Genomic DNA, 23,740 nt, shown 5'->3' on the forward strand with positions numbered 1-23,740 from the left:
ATAGTTAGCAAAAATTTACAACTGTTAACACTTAAGAGTAAAAAAAAAGAGAAGTGTCTACAAAGACACACCTCTTTTCCATGGAATAAAATCAAATTGCTTTAAAATATCTGATTTTGAAAGAGTTTCACCACTCGCAATCTTTATAATCAATTCCAATAATTCTTCCCCCATCTCTGGAATCGTCTTTTTTCCTTCTATTACTTCACCTGTGTTGAAATCAATAATATCTTTCATACGTTCGGCAGTCTTCGTATTTGAAGACAATTTTAATACAGGTGTGATTGGATTTCCTGTTGGTGTACCCAACCCTGTCGTAAATAGAATAATATTTGCTCCAGAACCTGCCAAACCTGTAGTGGATTCTACATCATTTCCAGGGGTACAGAGTAAATTTAATCCCTCTTTTTTGGCGTATTCAGCATAATCGAGTACATCAACAATAGGAGAACTCCCTCCTTTTTTTGCTGCACCTGCACTTTTCATAGCGTCAGTTATTAATCCATCTTTGATATTTCCTGGTGATGGATTCATATCAAATCCTGAACCTACAGCTTCAGCCGCATTCGCATAAGCCACCATTAGCTTTGAAAACTTATTGGCATCTTCTTCATTCTGCATACGATTGATCAATACTTGCTCTACACCGCACAATTCTGGGAACTCTGCCAAGATTGCTTTTCCACCTAAACCAGCAATCATATCGGATACGTGACCTAACGTTGGGTTGGCTGAAATTCCAGAAAAACCATCAGAACCACCACATTCTAAACCTATAGTTAATTTATCCAATGACGCAGGTTTTCTTTCAATTTTGTTGGCTTCCACCAAGCCTTTGTATGTTTCCTTGATTGCCGATTCTAACAAATCTGTTTCACTCCCTGTTTGCTGTTGATCTAAGATAATAATGGGCTTTTTGAAATCTTGATTCATTTCTTTGATTGCCGCTTCCAATATCTTTATTTCTGCATTTTGGCACCCTAAACTCAAAATAGTTGCTCCTGCTACATTTGGGTTGTTAAGATAACCGGCCATTAATTGACAAAATACGGCACTATCTTCCCTAGTACCTCCACAACCCGCTTGATGCGTTATAAATTTGACATCAACATTCTTAAAAACTCTATTTTTATCTCTATTTTCATCTTTGTTGATCTTTAAACGTTCAGGGTTTTTACCCTCCACAAGTTGTTGTGCCAAATCTATATAAGGGTCGTAGGATTCATACCCTAGTGCTTTATGAAAAGCATTCTTGATCGTTTCAATATTTCTGTTTTGGCAAAATACTAAAGGAAATACAAGCCAATTGTTCGCTGTACCCACTTGTCCATCTTCTCGGTGATACCCCATAAATGTTCTATTTTTAAAACGAGAGATATCAGGGGATGACCATTGGTAACTTCCTACTCTTTTATCCGTAAAGGTTGTTGCTTTATGCCTTGTATTATCAGTAGTAATAGCTCCACCTGCTTGAATAGTTTGATTAGCAGTACCTACTATCAAACCATACATAAACATTTCATGACCTTCTTCAAAATCAGTCAAAGCAAATTTGTGTTTTGCTCTGACTGAATCTTTTAATACCACATCATTTTGATTGACTCTGACAGATTCACCTTTTTTTAAATCCGTAAGAGCCACTGCAACATTATCTTCTGGATTGATAGTAATAGCTGTTTGCATGTTAATTATTTTTTTGTGGTTGATAATTCTTTTCTTAAGCTAAAAGTTCAGGTTGAGTCAGTTCCTCCATCTGCTTAGTGACTAAAGCACAAACTCCCTCAATTTGAGTGAGATCTTGTCCCCAAAAATCTGTATTGCTTAATACAGCATCAACAAGGTCTTTTGTTGCTGATTTTTCTTGTCTCAGTTGAGTAAAATAAGCAATTACAGAAGCATCATCATTGATTTTAAAAGTGTCTGAACAATACAATTTGATCAAATTGGCGAGTGCGAAGAGTAACCCTTTAGGAAGCTCATTTTTAGATGAAATGTAATCTAAAACCGTTGGTAAAACTCTTACTTTAAATTTAGAAATAGAATTTAAAGCAATAGACTTCAATTCATGTTTTATAAATGGATTTCTAAATCTTTCTATCACCTCATTTGCAAATTTGACCAGTTCTTCATGTGGCAGATCTATTGTTGGTAAAATTTCATCAAATATTAACTGATTGATCATTTTTCCAACTTTTGCGTCTTCCACAGCTTCTCGAACGGTTTCCAAACCATTAAGTAAACCGATAGGCACCATACAAGTATGAGCACCGTTCAATACTCTTACTTTTCTAGTTCTGTAGGGTGATTGGTCTTTGGTATAGATTACATTCAAACCATATTGATCAACAGGAAACGCTTCTTGAATTTCTTTTGAACCTTCAATAACCCATAGGTGGAAAACCTCTGATGTAACTACTAATTTATCTTCATAACCAAGTTCTTCTTGAATGGTATTTATCTCATCTTTTGGATAACCTGGAACAATTCTATCCACTAATGTATTAGCGAAATAATTGTGATTTTCAATCCAATTCCTAAGTGATTCTGATAAGTTCCAAAGCTTACAATAATTTAAAACCGCTTCTTTTAACTTCTCTCCATTTTTATCAATCAACTCTACAGGTATAAACTTCAACCCCTTATCCCTTGCTCCATTGAAGGCTTCAAATCTCGCTTTCAATAGCTGGGTAATCTTGCCTGGAAAAGTTTTGGCTAAACCCTTTTCAGGGTAATGATCTTCTGCATTAAAAACTATTCCTGCTTCTGTTGTATTAGAGATCACTAATTCCAAATCTTCAGAAGTAGCCAATTCCCAATATGCCTTTTCGTCATGAAAAGGATTCACTGCTTTCTGTATTGCTGTGATAAGTCTTGTCTCAGATGTAGGTTTACCATTTTTTAAACCTCTTATCACATGATGGTACAATCCATCCTGATTTGCTAATAGGTCTACTATTCCATTTTCGATGGGTTGTACTACCGCAATTCCGTGATTATATCCCTCTTTTTCATTCATTAGATCCACCATCCAATCCGAGAAAGCTCGTAAGAAATTCCCTTCTCCGAATTGAAGAATTTTTATTGGTAATGCTGTTACATCGACTGTATTTCTATTTAGTTTTTGCATTTGATTTATATGTCTAGTTATCCAAGATATATTTATTCTTGTATTTTCGTTCTTACTCGATTCAATTATTATTAACTATGAAATAATTTTATTCCTCGTTTCTTCAAACTGAAAATAGTTTTTTGCGTTGTTATAACTCATGTCTTGAACCATTTGACCTAGCCATTCAATATCTGCTGGTAATTCTCCTTTTTCCACATCATTACCAATGAGATTACATAGTGTACGTCTGAAATATTCGTGTCGAGGGTAACTTAAAAAGCTTCTTGAGTCAGTAACCATTCCTAGAAACTGGCTCATCAAACTCATATTTGACAACGCATTGAGTTGTTTTTCCATACCGTCTTTTTGGTCTAAAAACCACCAGCCAGAACCGTAATGCAACTTTCCTGCAATTGAACCATCATTAAAATTTCCAATCATGGTTGCAAATATTTCATTATCAGCAGGGTTAAGATTAAAAATCACCGTCTTAGTTAATTGATCACTATTATCCAATCTATTGAAATATCTAGCCATATTTTGAGCATTTCTAAAATCACCAATAGAATCAACACCACAATCAGCCCCTAAAACTCTATTCAATCTATCATTCGTATTCCTCAAAGCACCAAGGTGAAACATCTGCGTCCACTTATATTCATGGTAGAGTTTACCTAACTCAAATAATACAGCAGATTTGAATTTCAGCTTTTCTTGCTCAGAAATACCCTCTCCTTCTTGAAGATTCACAATGATCTTATCAATTTCAGCATCTTTGTATTCAACAGAATACAACTCTTCTAAACCATGATCCGATAATCTACAGCCCAATTGGTGGAAATAATCAATACGAGACTTTAAAGCATCCATTAATGTATCCAGACTGAAAATCTTTGTATTCGTTTTCTGACTTAGTTTCTCTATATAACCTAACCACTCTTTCTGAAGGTCAACTCCTAATACATTATCAGGTCTAAATGTAGTTAACACCTTTACAGGATAGTTTGTTAACTTTAACTGTCTGTGATATTCTAAATCATCCAGAGGGTCTTCTACCGTACATACCAATTCTACATTCATTTTTTTCTGAATACCATGTACACTTAGTTCGTCACTTTGGAGTTTAGCATTACACTCCTCATAAATATCTTTTGCCGTTGATGGGCTTAATAACTTTTCTAATCCAAAGTATCGTTGTAATTCTAGATGCGTCCAATGATACAACGGGTTTCTCATAGTATACGGGACTGTATATGCCCATTTTTCAAACTTTTCATAATTGGAAGCATCTCCAGTGATAAAATGTTCATTTACTCCCAACGTCCTCATCGCTCTCCATTTGTAATGATCTCCGCCAAGCCAAATATCTGTAATTGAATCAAAACGTTTATTTTCAGCAATTTGCTGTGGAATTAAGTGACAGTGAAAATCATAGATTGGCATTGCAGCAGCAAAATCATGATATAATTTCTGAGCCGTCTTGTTTTCCAAAAGGAAATTATCATCTAAAAAACTCTTCATTTTCTTAAAATTTTGGCAAATGATTACCACCCACTGACAATTAAAATTGAGCGGTAATTTAATATTGTAATACTTATATTTTTTATCTTCTAGAAAGGTTTAGTCTAAAAAAAATCACGCCATTTTTAAGTAAGCGTGATTTTCCAATTGATTGCGATATTATTTAATCTACAGATTCTGTAATGATAATATAATCAACCAAACACTGAGGATTATCTCCACCTGATGTTTGCCAACCTATAGCCCTATTATTAAAATCAGGTATAAATGCTCCACCAGCAGATAATAATTCATATGACCAAGTATAATCTTTCCAAACTCCATCTTCTAAAGTGAGGCGGTCACTGATATATTTTGTCCTGGCTTCATCATTAGATCTAATAAATGAATTTATCACTGTCTCTTCTCCAACACCTGCAGCCCTAATTCTAATTTTAACATTTGATTTATTTTTGAACTGAGCCCAATATTCCTCAGGCATACCAGCTGCTCCAAAGAAGGCTTGACCAAATGAAGTAAAGTACCCATTTGAATTGTCATCGTATCCTATCACTGGCGAATTATCAGCATCAATCAAGAAGTCGTTGTTTGACTTTGCTACAACCCTTTCTGTTTGAGTTACAAACAATGGGCCTGTTTTTGAAGCTTCTCCAATACCATCACACCAAGTAATAGGATAAACATTAACGATGTCTAATACTTTTGTTGTTTTAATAGATGCTTTTGGATTAATAATCTCAATAAGACCTGAAACCGCATCACCCGGAATATCAACTAATAATAGAGTATCTCCTTGAATATTAGCGATATTAGCTGATTTGTTCCCAATTTTCACCTCAGTAGTACTTGCTAAAACCTCTCCAATGATTTCAATTTGCTTTCCTCTTTCAGCCCAGTAATCTACTTCAAAACCACCCACCATCTTTAACTTCTCAAAAATAGGTACAATTGGATTAATTTTAAATATATTTTCAAACTCACCAAGACCATTTTTAGTATTAACACTTAAAAAGCCTGACTCTGCTTCAAATTCAATTACGAACTTAACTTCAGTGTCGGTATTCGTGCCTTCTACAAGTTTCTGCACTCTTCCATTTAGAAGTACAGAAGCATTTGACAATCTTTCACCCGTAATAGTTACCACATCACCAGGCTCAGCTTCTAATGGCGATACACTTAAAATATTAGGAGCTAATGGATTGACTTCTTTTTCTTTTTCTTTCTTGTAAGTAGTGAGATACCAACCATCTTCCATAAGCACCTCTTTTACATGTTCCCAATTGCTTTGAGTCCAGTCATAACTACCCAACTCTACAGACTCAAATGGATTTGGAACCCAGAAATCATTATTAATAAATTCCTGATCCCATTGTTTTTTATTAACCCTATTAATGTCTTCAGTAATAGTTGTTTTTCTTAATATACCATCTTGCTGGAATCTGTAAGAATAAGAGCCCTCTTTAGTATTGATTACAGCAGAAACTGCTTCAAAATCTTCTGGCAATTCTTGAGCACAAGCAAATACTAACCAAGAAATCAAGGTATAAAAAATTGATCTATTAAGTAATTTCATAATTAATCTCATCATATTCATTTTTCTAATCTTACTATACAGAGAAATGATTAAACATTTTGTCTACAAATTTTAAAAAAAAATAAATATGATTATAAAAGTCACATTTAAGCAGTTTTAATGCTTTCTTTCTCACATTCAAGATACTCATAAACAATAGTTACCCCAATAGTTCGGACTATCTAAGTGTGTATATAGTTAATTGAAAACAACACCACTTATTACTTGAAAACACAGTACTATAATCCCAAAAGTATGAACTTTTATTAAGAAATTGAGTTTCAGTCCCTTTTTTAAAAAACCATTTAATGAATTATAAGGCTAGTATGTGTTGTGCTTACAGTAGACCATTCATCTTGGCTTTTATAACTCATAGTTAGTAGAGATTCAAATAGTCAACGCATGGGTAAATGATTATGAAATAAGTGTAGGTAAGTGGAGTATGCATATTTTGAAAAAGATCCTACATAAATTAGTTTAAAGAGGAAAAAAAAGCTAGAAAATTTGAATATCTAGTACATTTACTCTCATTATAGGTTTTGATGTGGAAACCCCATAACTATGATGGACTTTCATTTAGACTAGATGAATTCCAATATTATGATGAAGAAGGAATAATCTTTCTTTAATTATTCTACTCCTCCTCTAATAGTTTTTTAATTATTGGAGGAGGAATAGAAAGACCCACCACAAAGTAGCAGGCCTTTACCTACTGATCATCTTTTTAATAGCTTATAGTAATCGGTCAATAAAAGGCTCTTTTTGCCTTACAGCCTCTCTGAGGGCTTTATTGAGGCATCCAATGTTCTTGGTGTTGTTGAGTTTTACTAGTAGCCCATCAAAGGCTTTGTAGAGTGAATTTTCAAGGTGATTGATGGATTTGTAGAGGTTTGATTCTTGGAGCATATTGAAGTAGTACTGTAGCAATCTTTCAGTGTTATGTCGTGCTTTCTGAGAAATGGTGGTAAGCCACTCTCCGATTATTTTACCTGATTTCTGACTAACAAACCTATGGACATTCATTGCTGGTTGTACGGTCGTGTTTGTTTTCTCTTCCTTTGGTATTGTGTCTTGGTTCTTTTCAGGATGCTTCTCTCCTGTTGTTTTTGCTGTTAATGGTTTTGATTTGAAATACTTGAAACCAAAATGTTGCATTCCTCCTAACAGAAATGAATCAGTCAAAGTGAGTTTTTCATTACAGAGCACCACTATTTTTTCGATATCCAACTCTCCTTCAATTTGATGTGCTTTTTGTAATTCCAAACAGCGATTAAAAACCTTTTCCTTATCAAATTTCGAATGAGTTCTTTCTTCTTCTTTATTAATCTTTAGAGAAATAACTTCTTTACTGAATGGCACTGGTTTCGTGCTTACGGTTTCCGTTGTTACGGAATCCGTGCTACGGTCTTTACTACTCGTAAGTACAGCACTTTCAGTATTTGATATGCTGTTGTATACCCTTACTAAACTTGTTGAGATCTTGAGTATTCTAGGACCAAATTTCCCTTTGGCTAACATTGTTTGTGTTGCTTCCATCACTCCTTTGTGCTGTAGTTCTGTGATGATTCTTTTGATCTTATTGATGCCCTTTCCTGTTTCCTCTCTTAAAAGGTCATTGCTAGGAAAGGCCGTTTTTCCTTTTCCCAACCTCTTGCAGATATGTAGGAAAACGAAGGTCTCATCTTGGTTGAGAAGTGAAAGAAGTTGTGGATCGAATGTAATCATTTTATTGAGGGGTGAGGTTAGAGGTAAGAAGGGGGAGGTAATTTTACCTGAACACTTAAACATTGTTGGATGTCACAAAACCTATAGTGGTCTGCTCTGGTTTTGGAGCATACTTCTTGAAAAGCTGATTAGCTTGGATGACATTCATCTTTAATCGGTGCATCACTTCTCTTCGGTCTTGTAATTCGCCTGATTTTACTAAAGCAATAATACGATCAATATCTGCTGTATCAGTTCCAGAGTCTTTAGGTTCTGTATTTGAAATCACAGGAGAAATAGTTGATTGCTCAGTACCTGTAGGTACTATATTCGCTCTAACATCAGGTGCTGTTCTAGTTACTGTCACTGATGGAGTTGATGAATGATGGTAATGCTCTGTACTTGTCAGTACCTGTTCAGTACCTGAAGAAATCTCTGTTTCTACTGTGGAATCGCTGTTTAAGGTAGATGCTACAAAAGCAATCAGAAACAAAACGACAGAGAAGATTCTAAATTCAGCTGCTAGTTGATGAGCTTCTTCTTTCTTGATTTTGATCTCCTGTACTAGTTGTTCCTTTTCCTTTTGGAGCATTTTTAATTGCTCCGAAGCTGTGCGGTATTGCTCTACATTTCTCCAGTTTCTCTTATTGGCATTTTGATGAATGGTTGACATGACCTCATCAATGTGCTGATCGATTTTTTCTGTGGTAGGAATAGCAGTAGCCTTTTCTGCCTGTACATGTTGTCCTTTCCACTCGGAATAGAACACTGTAGACATAAGGGCAACTGCAATGATTGATGCTTGAGAAAGTTTACCACTATCTTTAAAATATTGAATAGAAAAGAAGGAGTAATGATGACCAAGAAGCACAATAAAAAGTGCTAGCGGAATGGCAAAGTAGGGGGGAAGGATACTATTGAAAAATAAACAAGACACGTAACTACTGTACAGTAATGACGCTAGGATTAGGGAATAATCCGCAATTCTTACTAACTTCACGATTGGTAATGTTTAGGCCCCGCTTTTAGCGAAGTGGAGCTAATTGAAAAATGAATAAATATTATCGAAATCTTATGGGGTTCAATCTCTACGTTTGGCGATGGAGAGGTTGAACCTTTTTTTTATGTAAAATCAAAAATTTGGCGATGGTTGATTTTACTAAAAATAGAAAATAGGAAATGAGTTTTGATAGGGGGTGCAATGTTTGCACCCCCCTCTAGCGATACTCTAAAGGCCTATTTTTTGAATAAGTGCATCAATATTTTCTTTGATGACCTTTTTCTCGTCTTCTGACAAGTCCTGCTTTAAATCCATTTCAGCAAGCTTATCAATAGAACTTAAAAGAGACTTATAAGTTAGGATCTTTGGTCTGTTGATGGGTGTTCTTTCTGAAGGTTTCTCTTCTATATTTTCACCTAACAACAATTTCTCGATCTCCTCTTGTGATAGCTTTTTTAAATTCTTGAATACCTCTAAGTAAACGGCAACAGGTACAGCAAATTCACCTTTCAAGAAAGCCAATTTAAACGAAGCAGAACACTGATCAATTACAGCTGCTAACTTTGAGAAGTTAAGGATTGTTCTTTCCCCTTTCCCAAACTCTTCAGCAAGCTTTGTCTTTGTCTTTCCTCCTTGGTTTTGATTGCTACCGATACCTTGCACATTGAGGTTGTACTTTGCACCAATGTAGTAAGCCGATTGGTTGTTGTTAAGGTTTCTTCTTCCTAACTGAAGTTGCAACATGTACTCTTGTGCTTCCTCCAAAGAATCAAATGTCTTATCAGGAGCAAGGCGATAATCAGCACCTGTTTCAGTAGCTAAGCGGTATCTATGGTGACCATCTAAAATGACTTTATCACCAGGTTGCGATCTTCTCACTTCACCATCAGCAGTCATGACCTCAAGGTCAGCATCCATGATGGTCCAAACAATGATAGGTTCTCGGACACCTTCCTCACGAATAGATTCACGAAGGATTTCCTCTTCGCTATCCGTCAGTGGAGAAATATAATCACGAAGCACTGGGCTAATCAATAGCTCTACATTGAGGTTGTGCTTTTGTGCCTCCGTTGCTTGAGGAGGCGCAGCATTAGATCTTTTTAATTTATTTGGCGTAAACATGTTCTAGGTTTATTTCAGGGCCATTACTTCCTTCGCTAATTCTTTGTAGGCTTTTGCAGCTTTGCTTTTTGGAGCATAATCAAAAACCGTTTGTGTTAATTCAATAGACTGTTTTAAATGTGCATCTACTGGAATTTCTGTTTTGAATACTTGCTCTTCTGAACGTAGTACAGGAACATATCCTTTGTAGATTTTCTCATTAGGAGCAGACTTGACAATCAAGATACCTAAGATAGATAAAGGATTTGAAGAGTTCATTCTATTGATCTGATCAATGACCAATTTTGCACCATCCAAACCGTTGTAAGCCAATTTTCCTGGCTCAACAGGAATGATCACATTTTCTGAAGCCTCCAGAGCCACGTAGTTTAAAACCGAAAGGTTAGGAGGGAGGTCAATAAAAATATAGTCAAACTCCTCTTCTTCCTGTGCTAATTTCTGACGAAGGATAGAATTAGGAATCGTTCTGTCTTGATTCATGCGGATGGTTACTTCATCCAATTTAATTGAAGAAGGAATAAGCGAAAGGTTGTCTTCGATCTTCAACTTCACATCTTCTAGCTCTGCATCTTCAATCAATAAAGACTTTAGTTCACGAACCGGTTCATCAATCCCAAGACATTGAGAAAGGTTACCCTGAGGATCCAAATCAATAAGTAGAACCTTTTTACCACTTCTTGATAGTGCTGTACCCAAGTTAAGCGTAGTCGTTGTTTTGGCTACACCACCTTTGTTATTCATTACAGAGATTACAGTACTATTTAGAATATTGTCGATACCAAAATTCTTCAGTACACCATAGAGCTTTTCAAGATGGGCATCTGAAAACTTCTTTCTACCTGTAAGTACAGCAGAGATAAGACCTTGAGAAAGTCCTGCCATTTGCTCCAACTTGGAGTGTTTTAAAAAGTCATTCTTCTTTAGGAATGATATAATCCTTTTCTCATTGACCATTGTATTTCCATTTAGTTCGATACAATGGTACAAACTTTTTTGTTTAAGTAAAACAAAAAGACTTATTTTTTTGTCTAAAAATTAAAATAGACAAGTTTTTTAGTCTAATTGATGTAAAGCATCAACCTAAAAGAGGTAAAAGTTATTACATCAGCTAAGAGGTAGAATCATAGTAATCCCTCAAATACAAGTAAGTAGACCATACTATGGTAGTAAATACAAGTAGGTTACCTAAAAATGTGAGCAGATAGTGGTTCTTTTAGTATACTAAAGCTATTTCCTAGTAGTTAGACCAATAGTAAATTCATTATTCATAGTAAGTAGACCATAAAATCAATCGAAAAAGGGAGTATTTCTAAATTTTGAAAGGTAATTATTTCAAAATAATGGACTTCTACTAGTATTAAGCTCTATCTAAGGAAAAAGTACTGGTAATTAGATCAGGAGGAGATAGACCTATTACTTCAAACTAAAGCGAATTCACTCAAAATATCTATTGATCCGAGTAGTTAGACCATCTTTCTATCTACAAATACGAGTAGGTTACTCTAATTCCTAGTAAGTAGACCATATCCGATCAGCCAAATTATTATATAATGTAGTATTTAAGTTGAAATTGATATGAGAAACATGGTATTTGAATCAAAAACACCTTTTTTAAAAGTAAAATGAAAGATTTAAAGACTATAGTGTTATTTAACTTATTAATACTTTATTATTTATAGTACTACGTAACTATCTGATTATTAGTATATAAAAAGCATTAATACAAGTACTTAGACCATACTAAAACAAGTAGGTTACTCTTTGAATACTAGTAGATAGACCAATTAAATACAAGTAATCTGCATGAAACCATAGGAAGTTGCACTAAATACAAGTAGTTAGACCATAAATCATGGCTGTTTTTGAATAAATCAATGATGATATACAGCTAACCTCAAAGAAATGAGCGTTTCCAGTAGCTTTAATAAGCGAATACTTTTTCAAAAATCAATTCAATTAACTAAAAGAAAATACAAGCTCTTATTAAAATTATAAATCCTTTTGTTACTTATTAATCAATATAATTATCTGATAAACAGTGTTTTAAAAATGAATGTAGAAGTGATTAGACCATAAGAATACAAGTAAGTTACCTCTTTAATCCTAGTAGATAGACCAATGTAACACTAGTAACTTGCCTAAAAGTATAGGAGTTTGCATTAAATACAAGTAGTTAGACCATAATATTAAATAGTATTTAGTTAGACAGGGCTTTAAAAAACTGTTTAGGGTCATAATAACTAGTACAATTGAACCTAAATACAAGTAAGCTGCCTACTTAATCCTAGTAGCTAGACCACTAATACAAGTAAAAGTCCGATATTTTTAAGTGAAATTATTGTAAATACTAACAAAAGTCCGTAAATATGTAATGGACTTCTGCTTGTATTTACCCGCTGTCTATCTAAACCAAGAGCAATTACAAGTTGTGAAGCATTTTTAGGCATACAAAACATTTCTAATAGAAGTAAACTATGGATAATCTTTTAACCAAGGTTTGGGTAAAGCGACATAACAATTTGGTAAGAGCTCATCAAAAAACTACCTTAAGTTTGATTGCTCAAAAGTTGTTGATTTTTTCATTTACAGTAAAAGAACAAGACTTAGACAAGACATTAGAATTTAGAGTTGCAGATTTTTTAGGTAGAGCTCCTGGAGGTAAAGATATCAAAAACATAGATCAGGCTTGTGATGAGTTATCATCTGCTAAAATCAAAGAGGGGAGTGGTACTAATGATGCAGACTACGATGATAAAGATTTTAATAGGAAATACATTACTCTTTTCGATACCATTGAAATCAACAAAACGAAAGTATCATTTAAGTTTAATCGAACTTTTAAGAAATTCTTAGGTCCTTCAAACAACTATACACAATACCTTTTTACAAATCTAAAAAGCATACGTTCCCCTCATGCTGTTAGACTTTATGATTTTCTAATTGGAGGTGTGGGTAAATATTCCGAACGTATCGTTGAGTTGAGCGAGCTAAAATCTGTATTAGGTGTAGCTGACAAAAAATCGTACAATGTTTTTAATACTTTCAAAAACTCCGTTTTAGAACCTGCTGTAAATGGTATTGATAAGACATCTGATATACATCTTTCATACACACCTGTTAGAAGAAGTGGTAGGAAGTATACCCATATACTTTTTGAATTTAGTAAGAAAACAGTAGATACAACGGATCAAAATTTAGCTGATGGAGGGGAAGAAGCCTTGAATATTACGAATAAACAAAAGATCCAATCCATGCGAGATATGCATCTACCTGATACAATCATAGATGCTACTATAAAAGAACTATTGAAGGAGCAATCTAAAGTCGTTGACATCACCGATCATCAGACAGATACTCAACCTGTACAGCAAGAACTATTTGGCAAAACGTCTAATACTCCTCAAAATTCATTCGAAGATAAAGTTTACAGACTTCAAGAGCGACTAAGTGAATTAGGAATAGACCAACAAACTATAGCTGCTGCTGTATTGAAATACTCTGAAAACCAGAAATGGGAAATATGGAGTGAAATCAATAAGGTAAAAATGGCTGTTAAGGATGGAGAAAAATTCCCGAATAAACATACTTTGAAGAAGTGGATTGTGGGGTAAATTAATGCTAATTACAAGTATTAATTAGGTCAGCATAAGCAAACTAAATTCTGTAAAAAATCTAAGATATTTCTGTTGGGTTCCTCAACCATTAGTCTGTGTTTAAACCTTTTCTATTGGACGAAATACAAAACCACTAAAGAAGTGTATGACATACTTTTACTTGCTAATAGTGTGATTGTTGTTGATAGATATTATAATGATTTTTCTTTATTAAATGTTTGGGACAGCAAAGAAGTCTTCATAGTCATAAGAAATAAAGAAAATATACAACTTAAAACAATTAGGGAATTAGAAGTACTTGATCACAAACATCATCATATCCCAAAAAAACTCAGACGTGTTATGATTTGGAAAGATGATAATATCCAAAAAATAGGACTTATCACCAATCAAATATCTTGGATAAAAAATACAATACGTGAGTTTTATAAGAGTTGATGGCAGATTGAAATCTTCTTTCGACAAATTAAACAGCTTCTACATATTAAATCATTTATCGGAACAAGTGAAAATGCCATAATGATTCAAATTTGGACTCCTTTGGTTACTATTCTAATTCTTAAATACCTCAAATTAATAGAGAAATTTGAATAGAGGATTTCTAACTTGATTGCATTTATATGGGTAAATTTATTTGTCAGAATTGAACTCAAAAAATGGTTAGATCGACCGTTTGAAGACCCATCGAAAACTAGATCAATGAATGTGTAGGGGGGATTTATTTTAATATTGAATGATTTTTACAATAACAATAGCTTAAACGTGCATTTTTTTGAAAAATAAAAACGTTTAGGACACTATTGATTTTTTTTTTTTTTTATGTAGACAACATCACCTTTTATCGCTCTTATGTATGAATTCTAAAATAAAATTATAAAAAAGTGGAAGAATTAATAAATTTTTTTTTAGCAAAAAGACTAAATAAAAAAGAGCAAGAAAAGCTTGATATATGGTTAGATGAAGATCCTGGTAATAAAAGAACACTGTCTAAGTTATCAGGATTTATGAACTATAACCAAAATGAAGTGAATGAGGCTTCATATAGAGTTAGAAATAAATTATTAAAGCAAATTCAAAATGAAAGAATTAGTACGGGAGCCAAAGTACAGAAAAATAAATATTCTGTAGTATCGAAAGTTGCTGCTGCCGTAGTATTAATGGTAGGTGTTAGTCTCTTAGCGATGATGCTTAATTTCTCAACTAGTATTGACGGAGATATGGCATTCGTGAATTATAATGAGAAAGTTACTCTTGCAGGGGAAAAAATTACAACACGCTTACCCGATGGGACAATAATTAAGATGAATTCTGAAAGTCAGTTGATAGTTCCAGATAAATTTGAAGATCATGTTAGAGTCGTAACTTTAAAAGGGGAAGCCTTTTTTGATGTTGCTAGAGATGAATCAAGACCATTTATTATTAAAACAGAAAAGTTTGATATCCAAGTACTGGGAACTTCATTTAATGTAAATGCTTACCAAAATGAAGATAATAGTGTAGCAGTGAAAACAGGTAAAGTTCAAGTTTCAAATACATTGAGTGAAGATGATCAAGTGGTTTTAGTTCCTAATCAAAAAGTGTCAGTTTCTACTGATGGAAAATCATTAAAATTTAGCCAGATTTCTGATCCTGATAAGGAATTTGGTTGGGTAGATCAGAAATTAATATTCAATAATGTAACCAAAGAAGAGGTATTTAAACGCCTTGAAAGATGGTATGGTGTTGATGTAAAGCAAACTGAATTATCGAAAATCCAATCTAACAAACGCTATACAGCGAAATATCAAAACCCAAGTTTTGAAAAAGTGATGACGGTTTTATCTCACGTTTATGGATTCGAATATCAAGTTGTTGATAATAAGTTAATTATTAAGGAGTAATTAACTGGCAAACTGAGTAAGTAGGGATTGAGAGACTTTGGGGAAATGACTCAATCCACTACTAAATCAAAACAGTTTTTAAACTGAATAAATATGAAGACAATATTAAAGAAAATTTCATTAAGTATGAAAAGGATAAGGGTTTATCATGTTTTCGTCTATCAGTTATTTTTAGTTCTGATGACTACTGGTGTTGGTATGGCCCAGTCTAATAAATTACAAAATGTAATCTTAACTTTTCAGCTTGAACCTGGAAAGAGCGAAGAGGTAAGCCATTTGTTTAGTGAAATAGAAAAAGAAGGAGAATTTACTTTTGCTTATTCTGATAGTGATGTGATGGACAAAACATTTGTACCAAATAAAGCTTATTATAATTTAGGAGACCTATTGGAAGAGGTTTCTAGTCAAGCAGGTTTATCGATAAAAAGAGTGGATCAGCTTTTAGCTGTGACAGCTGTTGAAGATAAGTCTCTCTTCGAAGACCAAGATAAAAAGTTATCAGGTGTAATTATCGATAATATAGGTAGTACCATTCCAGGTGTTAATATTAGAGTTAAAGGAACCAATGTTGGTACTGTCAGTGACTTTGATGGTAAGTTTAGCCTCTTGAACGTAGCACCAGGGACAGTTTTGGTTTTCAGTTTTATGGGTTATGAAACGCAAGAAATTTTAGTTGGTGAAAAAAGCTTTATAAAAGTGACTTTAGCGGAAGCAACGGAAGTACTTTCAGAGGTAGTTGTTATTGGTTATGGTACAGAGAAGAAAAGTGATTTAACAGGAGCAGTGAGTTCTTTACAATCTGATGACCTTACTAAGGTTCCTGTAACTTCTGTGGATCAAACTCTACAAGGTCTTGCTCCAGGTGTGCATGTTCAAAGAAATCAAAGTCAGCCAGGTGGAGCTGTTTCAGTAAAAATTAGAGGTACCAACTCAATTCAAGGAGATGGAGAGCCTTTGTACGTTATTGATGGTTTTATTGGTGCTGATTTTAATTCAGTAGATCCAAATGATATTGCATCATTGGAAGTTTTAAAAGATGCATCATCAACTGCAATTTATGGTGCACAAGGTGGTAATGGCGTTATCATCATAACAACAAAGACTGGTGAGAAGAACATGAGTGAAGTCAATTTCGGTATGTACTATGGTCTTCAGCAAGTAGCATCACCTATTGACGTATTAAACTCAGAAGAGTTCTTAGAAATTTCTAATGCAATTAGAGCAACAGAAAATCAACCACCACGAGTAATGCCTGATGGCCAATATGTTGATACTGATTGGCAAGATGAGGTATCAAGAACAGCACCAATGCAAAATTATAATTTATCTGTTAAAGGAGGAAATGAGGTGGTGAAATATTATGCTTCAGGTAATTATATTAATCAGCAAGGTGTAATTGTAAATACTGGATATGAACGTTTTAATTTACGTTTTAATTTGGACGCTAAATTAAATAAATTTTTAAAATTAGGTCTTAGATTAAGTGGAAGTGATTATACAAGAACACAAGACTTTTCTGAAAATATTACAGAAGCTAACAGTAATAGACACCCAATTGCTAATACAATAAGGTTGGCTCCAGTTATCTCACCTTACGACGAATATGGTAATCTAACCCCAAATGTTGTGGGTATTGATGTAAACCGTCAATATATGGGTAACCCAGTATATTACAATACTCATATCAATGATAAGCAGAATGTATTCTTAACAAATAATAATTTCTCTTTGGACGCTAAACTTCATTCTAAAGTTAATTTTAGATCGACATTTGGTTTTAAATATCAAACTATTGAGGATAATTATTATAAGCCCTCTCATGTGTGGAATTATAAGTATGACTTTAGAAGTAAAGCAGAAAAAGGTATTAAAGAAAGAACAATGTGGCAATCAAAAAACTATGCCACTTATAATGAAAAAATAGGAAAGCATACGTTCACATTGATGGGAGGGTTTGATGTAATGAAAAGTACACAAGATATCTTTAATACTTCGATTTTTGATATTTCTCTTGATAAGTTCCAATATAATAACTTATCAGCAGGTGATATTGCAACAGCATCATTATCATCTTCTTTTGAAGAAAACTCTCGTTTATCTGCTTATGGAAGATTAAAGTATAATTTTAAAGGAAAATATTTATTTACTTTTAATGGTAGATACGATGGGTCTTCTAAATTTGGAGCAGATAAAAAATGGGGATTTTTCCCATCAGCAGCAGTAGCTTGGAGGCTTGGCGATGAAAGGTTTATGAAGTCATTAAGATTTTTAGAGGACTTAAAACTTAGACTTAGTGCAGGTATATCTGGTAGTGATGCTTTACCTCCATACAGCTCACTAACTCAAATTTCTTCTTCAGTGAATACAGGTTATGTTTTGGGTGGAGAAATAAATCCAGGATATAGGTTGGTTAGATATCCTAACTCAGGGTTAACATGGGAGGAAACGGCACAGGTAGATATTGGTGTTGATGTAGCGTTATTTGGTAACCGATTAACAATGGTAGTAGATTACTATCAAAAACAAACGAATCAATTGTTCTTAAATAGACCAATTCCTACAACTAATGGTGTGTCTAAATATAGAGAAAACATTGGTAGTATGATGAATGAGGGTTTTGAATTAGGATTTACAGGTATTCCAATTCATAAAGGAAAATTCAAATGGGAAGTAGGACTTAACTTCACATGGCAAAGAGGTGAAGTACTTGATTTAGGGTTCCCATCAACAACTCCTGAAGATGACAGAAGAATTTTGGTGGGTAATGTCAATAGTTATACTGTTAAACAATCTCCATCTCAAATTTTACAAGCTGGTTTGCCACTTGGATCATTCTTTGGTTACAAAACAGAAGGAGTTTGGCAAGAAGATGAAATATCAAAAGCACATACTCAATTTGGACAAACGGTTCAGGCTGGTGATATGAAGTTTGTTGATACTAATGGAGATGGTGATGTTAATGATTCAGACAGACAAGTTTTGGCACACTCACAACCAGATTACTTTGGCGGTTTTTCTAACAACTTCTCTTATGGTGGTTTTGATCTTTCTGTTTTCCTAATTTATTCTATAGGAAATAAAGTTCTTAATCTCTCAAGAAGTTATACAATGAATACAAGAAATGCAGATCAGAATAAAATTCCTGAAATATCTGATTATTGGACTCTTGAAAATACAGATACTGATGTCCCAAGACTAGGATACAACATGCCTCAGGTAATTGCTGACACTTATATTGAAGATGCAAGCTTTATTAAAATAAGAGAAGTTACTTTAGGTTATAGACTACCTTCAAAGGCTGCAAAAAAAATAAAGTTGAAAAACTTAAGAGTATATACTACAATAACGAATCCTTTATTCTTGACAAATTACTCTGGTTATGATCCTGAAGTAGGTATTTATGGAAACAATATTGAAAGAATGAATACAGACAATGGGGCATATCCAAGTGCAAAATCATGGATTTTCGGTTTTAACATGGCATTCTAATAATAGACAAAATACAATGACAATGAAAAGATATATTAAATACGCTATTATATTGGTAACCATGTATTTGGCGTCTTGTGCTAACTTTCTTGAAGAGGAACCTATGTTTTTTGTAGAGGAAGCATCAGATTTTTTTGTGACAGAACAAGCTGCTGACGAATTATTAAATGGTTTGTATGGTACTTTATATCAATGTTATGATCACGATTATATAAGACTTTTTGATTATACAACTGATATCATGTCTGTACCTAGGGAGCCAATTAACCCTCTTCTTTTATCTTTATACGATTATTCATTTACACCAGCTGCAATATCTTTTAGTAAATTCTGGAACATGAATGCATATGGTATTTCAAGAGCGAATACTATTATAGAATCTGTTAAAGAAACTGATCTTGAGAAAGATTATATGCCTAGAGTTTTAGCAGAAGCAAAATTTTGGAGAGCTTTCTTCTATTTTAATCAGGTAAGAGCTTTTGGACCTGTTCCATTAACCTTAAAAGGGTTAACAACCAATGAAGAGGATCAATATCCAAAAAATGTTTCTGAATTGGATATCTATAATCAAATAATTCAAGATTTAATAGAAGCAGAAGATGATCTACCTATGTGGACAGATTTGGCGGAAAGTCAAAAAGGGAAGGTGACAAGTGGTGCTGCAAAATCTTTATTAGCATGGGTGTATTTAACAAGAGCATCTTTTAATACTGTTAGTGGAGGTAATACCCTAACCCCTGAAGAATATTACCGTTTATCTCAAAAAAAGGCTGAAGAAGTTATCCTAAATCATGGATATGGCTTATGGGAAAACTATGAAGATGTATTTCTTCCTAAAAACGAGAATGGTAAAGAAGATATTTTATCTGTTCAATATAGTATGGGGAATACTTATTATAACACTAATTTAAATACTTACATGATGCCAAACCCAGCTCCCAATGGAGGAAGGGGTTTTAATATGGCTGTCGTTAATCAAGATTTCTTTAAAGAAAAATATGCAGAATGGGATAATAGGAGAGATGTTTTAATCTATGAGGATTATTATCCAGAAGGATCTACAATTTTGAGAACAATCAATGCTCCGTATATTAAAAAATACTATGATCCAAATAGTGCATCAGATACTGATCAAGGTACTAACTTCCCATTGATCAGATATGCTCAAGTATTATTAATATCTGCAGAAGCATCACTAGAATTAAATGAAACTGGTAAAGCTTTGTCTAGGTTGAATCAAGTGATGGAACGTGCCAACTTAAAGCCATTAAATATAGGTAGCAATGCTTCCCAAATAAGAAAAGCTCTCCGAGAAGAAAGAGGTAAAGAGTTTGTAGGTGAAGGTATTAGATGGTTTGATCTTCAAAGATGGGGTATTTTAAAAGAAGAATTAGAAAAGTATAAGCCTGAAGCAAAAGTTCAGATGCCAAAACATAAATATTTCCCAATTCCTCAAAGTGAAATAGATTCCAATCCTAATTTGGTGCAAAATCCTGGCTATTCATTATCAGAGTAGTAAAATAACTTGAAATAAAATAGTGCCTACCATTTGTATATCTTCTAAATATAAATTGAATTATAATTTAGTGAGGTCTTCATATGGTGGGCTTTTTTTAATAAAATTTGACCTAAATATTTTAAAATATGAAGTTCATCTATGTACTATTGATCTCCTTTTTGATCAATACCGTATCCCTATCCAACGATGTTAAAAATTCTGGTGAATCATTATCCTTGAATGGACAATGGGAAATGGGATATGATAGAGCCTATACTCAAACGGTAAATGTTCCAGGTATTCATTCAGACCCTACCGTTATCAGAAATGAACCAACTTGGTATAGAAAGAAAGTTCACCTTCCAAATGGAGACTGGAACCAAGTAAGCCTATTGTTAAAGGGTGCAAGGTTTACACCACAGGTTTGGATTAATAATAAACAGGTGGCACAACGTGAAGGTGGGATGGGTCCAATACGTTTTGACTTAAACCATTCTGACTTATTGCCTGGAAAAACAGTAACAATAGAAATAAGATTAGCCTCTTTAAAAGAGGTCCCTGAGACAGATGCTTCTTATATTCCAGTGGCAGATCATTGGAGGTCAAATGTTTCATCATCTTTATGGGATGATGTAGAATTGCAGTTTTATAATAATATAAAGATTTCAAGGGTAATCCCTTTTTATGATAGAGAAAAAGATCAAAGTGAAATCAAATTTGAAGTAAAAGGTAAGCGACAGTCTATCAGTGTAAAAGCTGAAATATTAGACAAAGATAATCAGGTGGTTCAAGTAGGCGAAACCACTCTTAAAGAGTCAAAAGGTAGCCTTAAAATAGATCATAAAGGAAAATTAAAAGCTTGGTCTGTAGATGATCCAAACTTATATACGCTTAGGTTAACGGCATTCAAGAAAAATAAAATTCTTGATAAATGTGAAATGAATTTTGGCTTAAAAACATTCGAGATTCATAAAAAGAAATTCTACCTAAATGATGAACCTTTTACACCACTAGGAGTAACTGTAGTATGGCCAAGATGGATGAGAACCGAAGAGGGTAGAGCATTAGGCTACAATGAAGAATGGTTTTATGAAAACATCATTAAGCGAACCAAAGATTTAGGAGGGAATTATTTAAGGTACCACTTAGGATTACCTCCAGAAAAGTTCTTAGACTTATGTGATCAACATGGTTTAGTAGTGCAATACGAATGGAGTTTTTTCCATGGCATGCCTGCTTCTGAAGAAAGTTTATTGATTCAGTATAAAGATTGGTTGGATTTAGCCATGAAACATCCTTCGGTAGCTCTTGTCCACCCATACAATGAGACACATGAAGAAGAATTGGATATCGCTTGGTCGGCTTTAAATAAGCTGTTACCTGAATATCCACCTTTAGTACTGGAGGACAGAGATGTGATTCATATTCATAAATACTGGTGGAGTTTGTTTGAAAATCTAGGCTTATATTATGACGATGCAGACCAATTTCCTAAAGCTATTATGGTGGATGAATTTGGAGGAAACTATCTAGATGGGAATGGAGATTTTGGTGAATATGCCACAGTTCAAGAAACTTATTTAAGGTTTCTAGGTAGAGAAAATGATGCAACAAGCAGATTGGCATTTCATTCAGATGCTAACGTAAAAGTAGCGGAATATTGGAGAAGAATTGGTGCTGCAGGAGTATCACCTTTCTGTGCTTTGGGAAGTAAAAAAGACGGTAGTCATTGGTTTTTAGGAGAACTGAAAGATGGTATTCCAAAACCTGTCTGGAATGATTTGGCTGTTGTATTCTCACCTGTTTCGATAAGTTTAGATTTATGGGATCAAAATTTTGTTCCTAATCAAACAATCAATCTTCCTATCCATTTATTTAATGATTTAAAAGAAGAAAGAGAACTTAACGTACAAGTTTCTTTGGTGAATAATGATGGTAAATTGATAATAAAAAATCACTTCAAAGAAAGATTAGAGGGGTATAGTAAAAAGATCAAGAATGTTGCTTTGACCTTGCCAGAAAATATAGGGAAATACGATATCAAAGTTGAGTTGAAGAATAAACCGGATTTTGTAAAACACCCTGTAGTATCTAAGTGGTCTATCAATGTTCTAAAAGCAACATCAAAAAGTAAGTTGGTTGTAGGGGTTTATGAAGTAGACAAAGAACTTAAGGAGATGTTGGAGAAGAACAACATTGAGGTTGTTGATGTCAAAAATAAAAATGCTGATTTGGTACTTACAGGTTTAGAAACTTGGAAAGAAATAGCCAACGGAAACCAAAAGATTGTATCTAGACTCGACAAAGTGATTTCATCTGGAACATCAGTGGTGATGTTGGATATTGGTGACAAATGGTTGGGGCAAGGCTATCCTAAAAATGAGGGAGAACTCGGACCATTACAAGGTGCTGCTCAAGTAAAAAATGGCACACAGAAAAGCTATAAATTATTTAAAGGTGTCACAATGGAATTCAAAGAAATAGCAGAGCCTGAAAGTCATATACATGCAGCAAAAAATAATAATCAACTTTGGAGTCATTTAGAAAAAGATCAGACTTGGTTATGGAATGGCTATAGAGGTGGCCTTATTGTCCCTGCAACTGAAATGCGTTTCTATGGTTTAAGTGCATCAGCTTTCTTAGCGGATTGGATTGCAAAAGGAGCAGATCAAGAAGCTATCAAAAATGGAGAATATTATGCTTATCATCTTGAAGGCTTTTATGCTTATTCTAATACATCAAATGATGTTGGAGTAAAGAAACAATTAAGAAAAAAGCTAAAGTTTTTGATGGATGATGCTCCTGCATTGGCGAAGTCATTGAATAAGAATGCTAGAGTAGAAATAGTGAATTTAAGTACAGCTTATCAAAAGTCAAAAGAAGGAGAAGCAAAGTCTTTTATGCCTCTTGTTAGTTGTGGAAAAAATTTAACGAAAACTCCAGTTGCCTCTATTCAATTTGGTGAAGGAAATGGAAAGTTAATCGTGTCTCAATTATTAACAGCAGGTCGTTTAGCAGATGGTTATGGAGAAAAGACTCCTTACGGAGTACGTTACGATGAAGCTGCAGTACAGTTTGTCATCAATATGATTGAACAAGCTACTAACCAAACAATATATGAATAGGAAGTAACAATTTTCATTCTAACTAGCCCTCATTTGAATATGTTCAATTGAGGGCTTTTTTACATAAAACAGTTCAACTTGTAGACAATATAATATTTGTATACT

General features: G+C 33.9%; 13 protein-coding genes. 5 read left to right on the forward strand and 8 right to left on the reverse strand.

What is annotated here, in order from left to right; translation table 11 throughout:
- Positions 1 to 57 precede the first annotated feature (57 nt).
- The 8 genes from ACXAHM_RS09325 to ACXAHM_RS09360 form a co-directional block, all read right to left on the reverse strand.
- Positions 58 to 1,683 (reverse strand): UxaA family hydrolase, encoded by a 1,626-nt coding sequence (locus ACXAHM_RS09325; RefSeq protein ID WP_474960162.1) that lies wholly within the window; start codon positions 1,681 to 1,683, stop codon positions 58 to 60.
- Positions 1,684 to 1,717: 34 nt separating this feature from the next.
- Positions 1,718 to 3,127, reverse strand: a complete 1,410-nt coding sequence (locus ACXAHM_RS09330; RefSeq protein WP_474960163.1) for a tagaturonate reductase — start codon at positions 3,125 to 3,127, stop codon at positions 1,718 to 1,720.
- Positions 3,128 to 3,202: 75 nt separating this feature from the next.
- Positions 3,203 to 4,630 (reverse strand): glucuronate isomerase, encoded by a 1,428-nt coding sequence (gene uxaC / locus ACXAHM_RS09335; protein ID WP_474960164.1) that lies wholly within the window; start codon positions 4,628 to 4,630, stop codon positions 3,203 to 3,205.
- 163 nt (positions 4,631 to 4,793) lie between these two features.
- Positions 4,794 to 6,203 carry a hypothetical protein gene (locus tag ACXAHM_RS09340; RefSeq protein ID WP_474960165.1) on the reverse strand — a complete coding sequence of 470 codons (1,410 nt, stop codon included), beginning with the start codon at positions 6,201 to 6,203 and terminating at the stop codon, positions 4,794 to 4,796.
- Between the two features lie 732 nt (positions 6,204 to 6,935).
- Entirely contained in the window at positions 6,936 to 7,928 is a 993-nt protein-coding gene (locus ACXAHM_RS09345; RefSeq protein WP_474960166.1) for a helix-turn-helix domain-containing protein, read from the reverse strand.
- A gap of 55 nt (positions 7,929 to 7,983) precedes the next feature.
- Complete coding sequence (locus ACXAHM_RS09350; RefSeq protein ID WP_474960167.1) at positions 7,984 to 8,907, reverse strand: hypothetical protein; 924 nt, start codon at positions 8,905 to 8,907, stop codon at positions 7,984 to 7,986.
- A gap of 228 nt (positions 8,908 to 9,135) precedes the next feature.
- On the reverse strand, positions 9,136 to 10,029 hold the full coding sequence (locus tag ACXAHM_RS09355) for a hypothetical protein (protein ID WP_474960168.1): 894 nt from the start codon (positions 10,027 to 10,029) through the stop codon (positions 9,136 to 9,138).
- A 9-nt stretch (positions 10,030 to 10,038) separates the two neighbouring features.
- A complete protein-coding gene (locus ACXAHM_RS09360; protein WP_474960169.1) occupies positions 10,039 to 11,016 on the reverse strand; it encodes a ParA family protein in 978 nt (325 codons plus the stop codon).
- Between the two features lie 1,487 nt (positions 11,017 to 12,503).
- On the opposite strand from ACXAHM_RS09360, the gene ACXAHM_RS09365 reads away from it, so the two are divergent.
- The 5 genes from ACXAHM_RS09365 (at position 12,504) to ACXAHM_RS09385 (ending at position 23,635) form a co-directional block, all read left to right on the forward strand.
- The gene (locus tag ACXAHM_RS09365) at positions 12,504 to 13,640 is read left to right on the forward strand and encodes a replication initiation protein (RefSeq protein WP_474960170.1); all 1,137 of its coding nucleotides are present in this window, start codon (positions 12,504 to 12,506) and stop codon (positions 13,638 to 13,640) included.
- 884 nt (positions 13,641 to 14,524) lie between these two features.
- On the forward strand, positions 14,525 to 15,523 hold the full coding sequence (locus ACXAHM_RS09370) for a FecR family protein (protein WP_474960171.1): 999 nt from the start codon (positions 14,525 to 14,527) through the stop codon (positions 15,521 to 15,523).
- 93 nt (positions 15,524 to 15,616) lie between these two features.
- A complete protein-coding gene (locus ACXAHM_RS09375; RefSeq protein WP_474960172.1) occupies positions 15,617 to 19,012 on the forward strand; it encodes a SusC/RagA family TonB-linked outer membrane protein in 3,396 nt (1,131 codons plus the stop codon).
- A gap of 22 nt (positions 19,013 to 19,034) precedes the next feature.
- The gene (locus ACXAHM_RS09380) at positions 19,035 to 20,528 is read left to right on the forward strand and encodes a RagB/SusD family nutrient uptake outer membrane protein (RefSeq protein ID WP_474960173.1); all 1,494 of its coding nucleotides are present in this window, start codon (positions 19,035 to 19,037) and stop codon (positions 20,526 to 20,528) included.
- Positions 20,529 to 20,656: 128 nt separating this feature from the next.
- Positions 20,657 to 23,635: a sugar-binding domain-containing protein gene (locus ACXAHM_RS09385; RefSeq protein ID WP_474960174.1), complete on the forward strand. Its 2,979-nt coding sequence runs from the start codon at positions 20,657 to 20,659 to the stop codon at positions 23,633 to 23,635.
- Positions 23,636 to 23,740 lie beyond the last annotated feature (105 nt).

The sequence above is a fragment of the Flammeovirga sp. AWQ4_249 genome (assembly GCF_056161045.1).

Bases quoted from the DNA above. Each gene is read 5' to 3' on its own strand.
- uxaC (WP_474960164.1), bottom strand. From the start codon at position 4,630: ATGAAGAGTTTTTTAGATGATAATTTCCTTTTGGAAAACAAGACGGCT.
- ACXAHM_RS09325 (WP_474960162.1), bottom strand. From the start codon at position 1,683: ATGCAAACAGCTATTACTATCAATCCAGAAGATAATGTTGCAGTGGCT.
- ACXAHM_RS09340 (WP_474960165.1), bottom strand. From the start codon at position 6,203: ATGAAATTACTTAATAGATCAATTTTTTATACCTTGATTTCTTGGTTA.
- ACXAHM_RS09365 (WP_474960170.1), top strand. From the start codon at position 12,504: ATGGATAATCTTTTAACCAAGGTTTGGGTAAAGCGACATAACAATTTG.
- ACXAHM_RS09385 (WP_474960174.1), top strand. From the start codon at position 20,657: ATGAAGTTCATCTATGTACTATTGATCTCCTTTTTGATCAATACCGTA.
- ACXAHM_RS09375 (WP_474960172.1), top strand. From the start codon at position 15,617: ATGAAGACAATATTAAAGAAAATTTCATTAAGTATGAAAAGGATAAGG.
- ACXAHM_RS09345 (WP_474960166.1), bottom strand. From the start codon at position 7,928: ATGATTACATTCGATCCACAACTTCTTTCACTTCTCAACCAAGATGAG.
- ACXAHM_RS09330 (WP_474960163.1), bottom strand. From the start codon at position 3,127: ATGCAAAAACTAAATAGAAATACAGTCGATGTAACAGCATTACCAATA.
- ACXAHM_RS09355 (WP_474960168.1), bottom strand. From the start codon at position 10,029: ATGTTTACGCCAAATAAATTAAAAAGATCTAATGCTGCGCCTCCTCAA.
- ACXAHM_RS09380 (WP_474960173.1), top strand. From the start codon at position 19,035: ATGAAAAGATATATTAAATACGCTATTATATTGGTAACCATGTATTTG.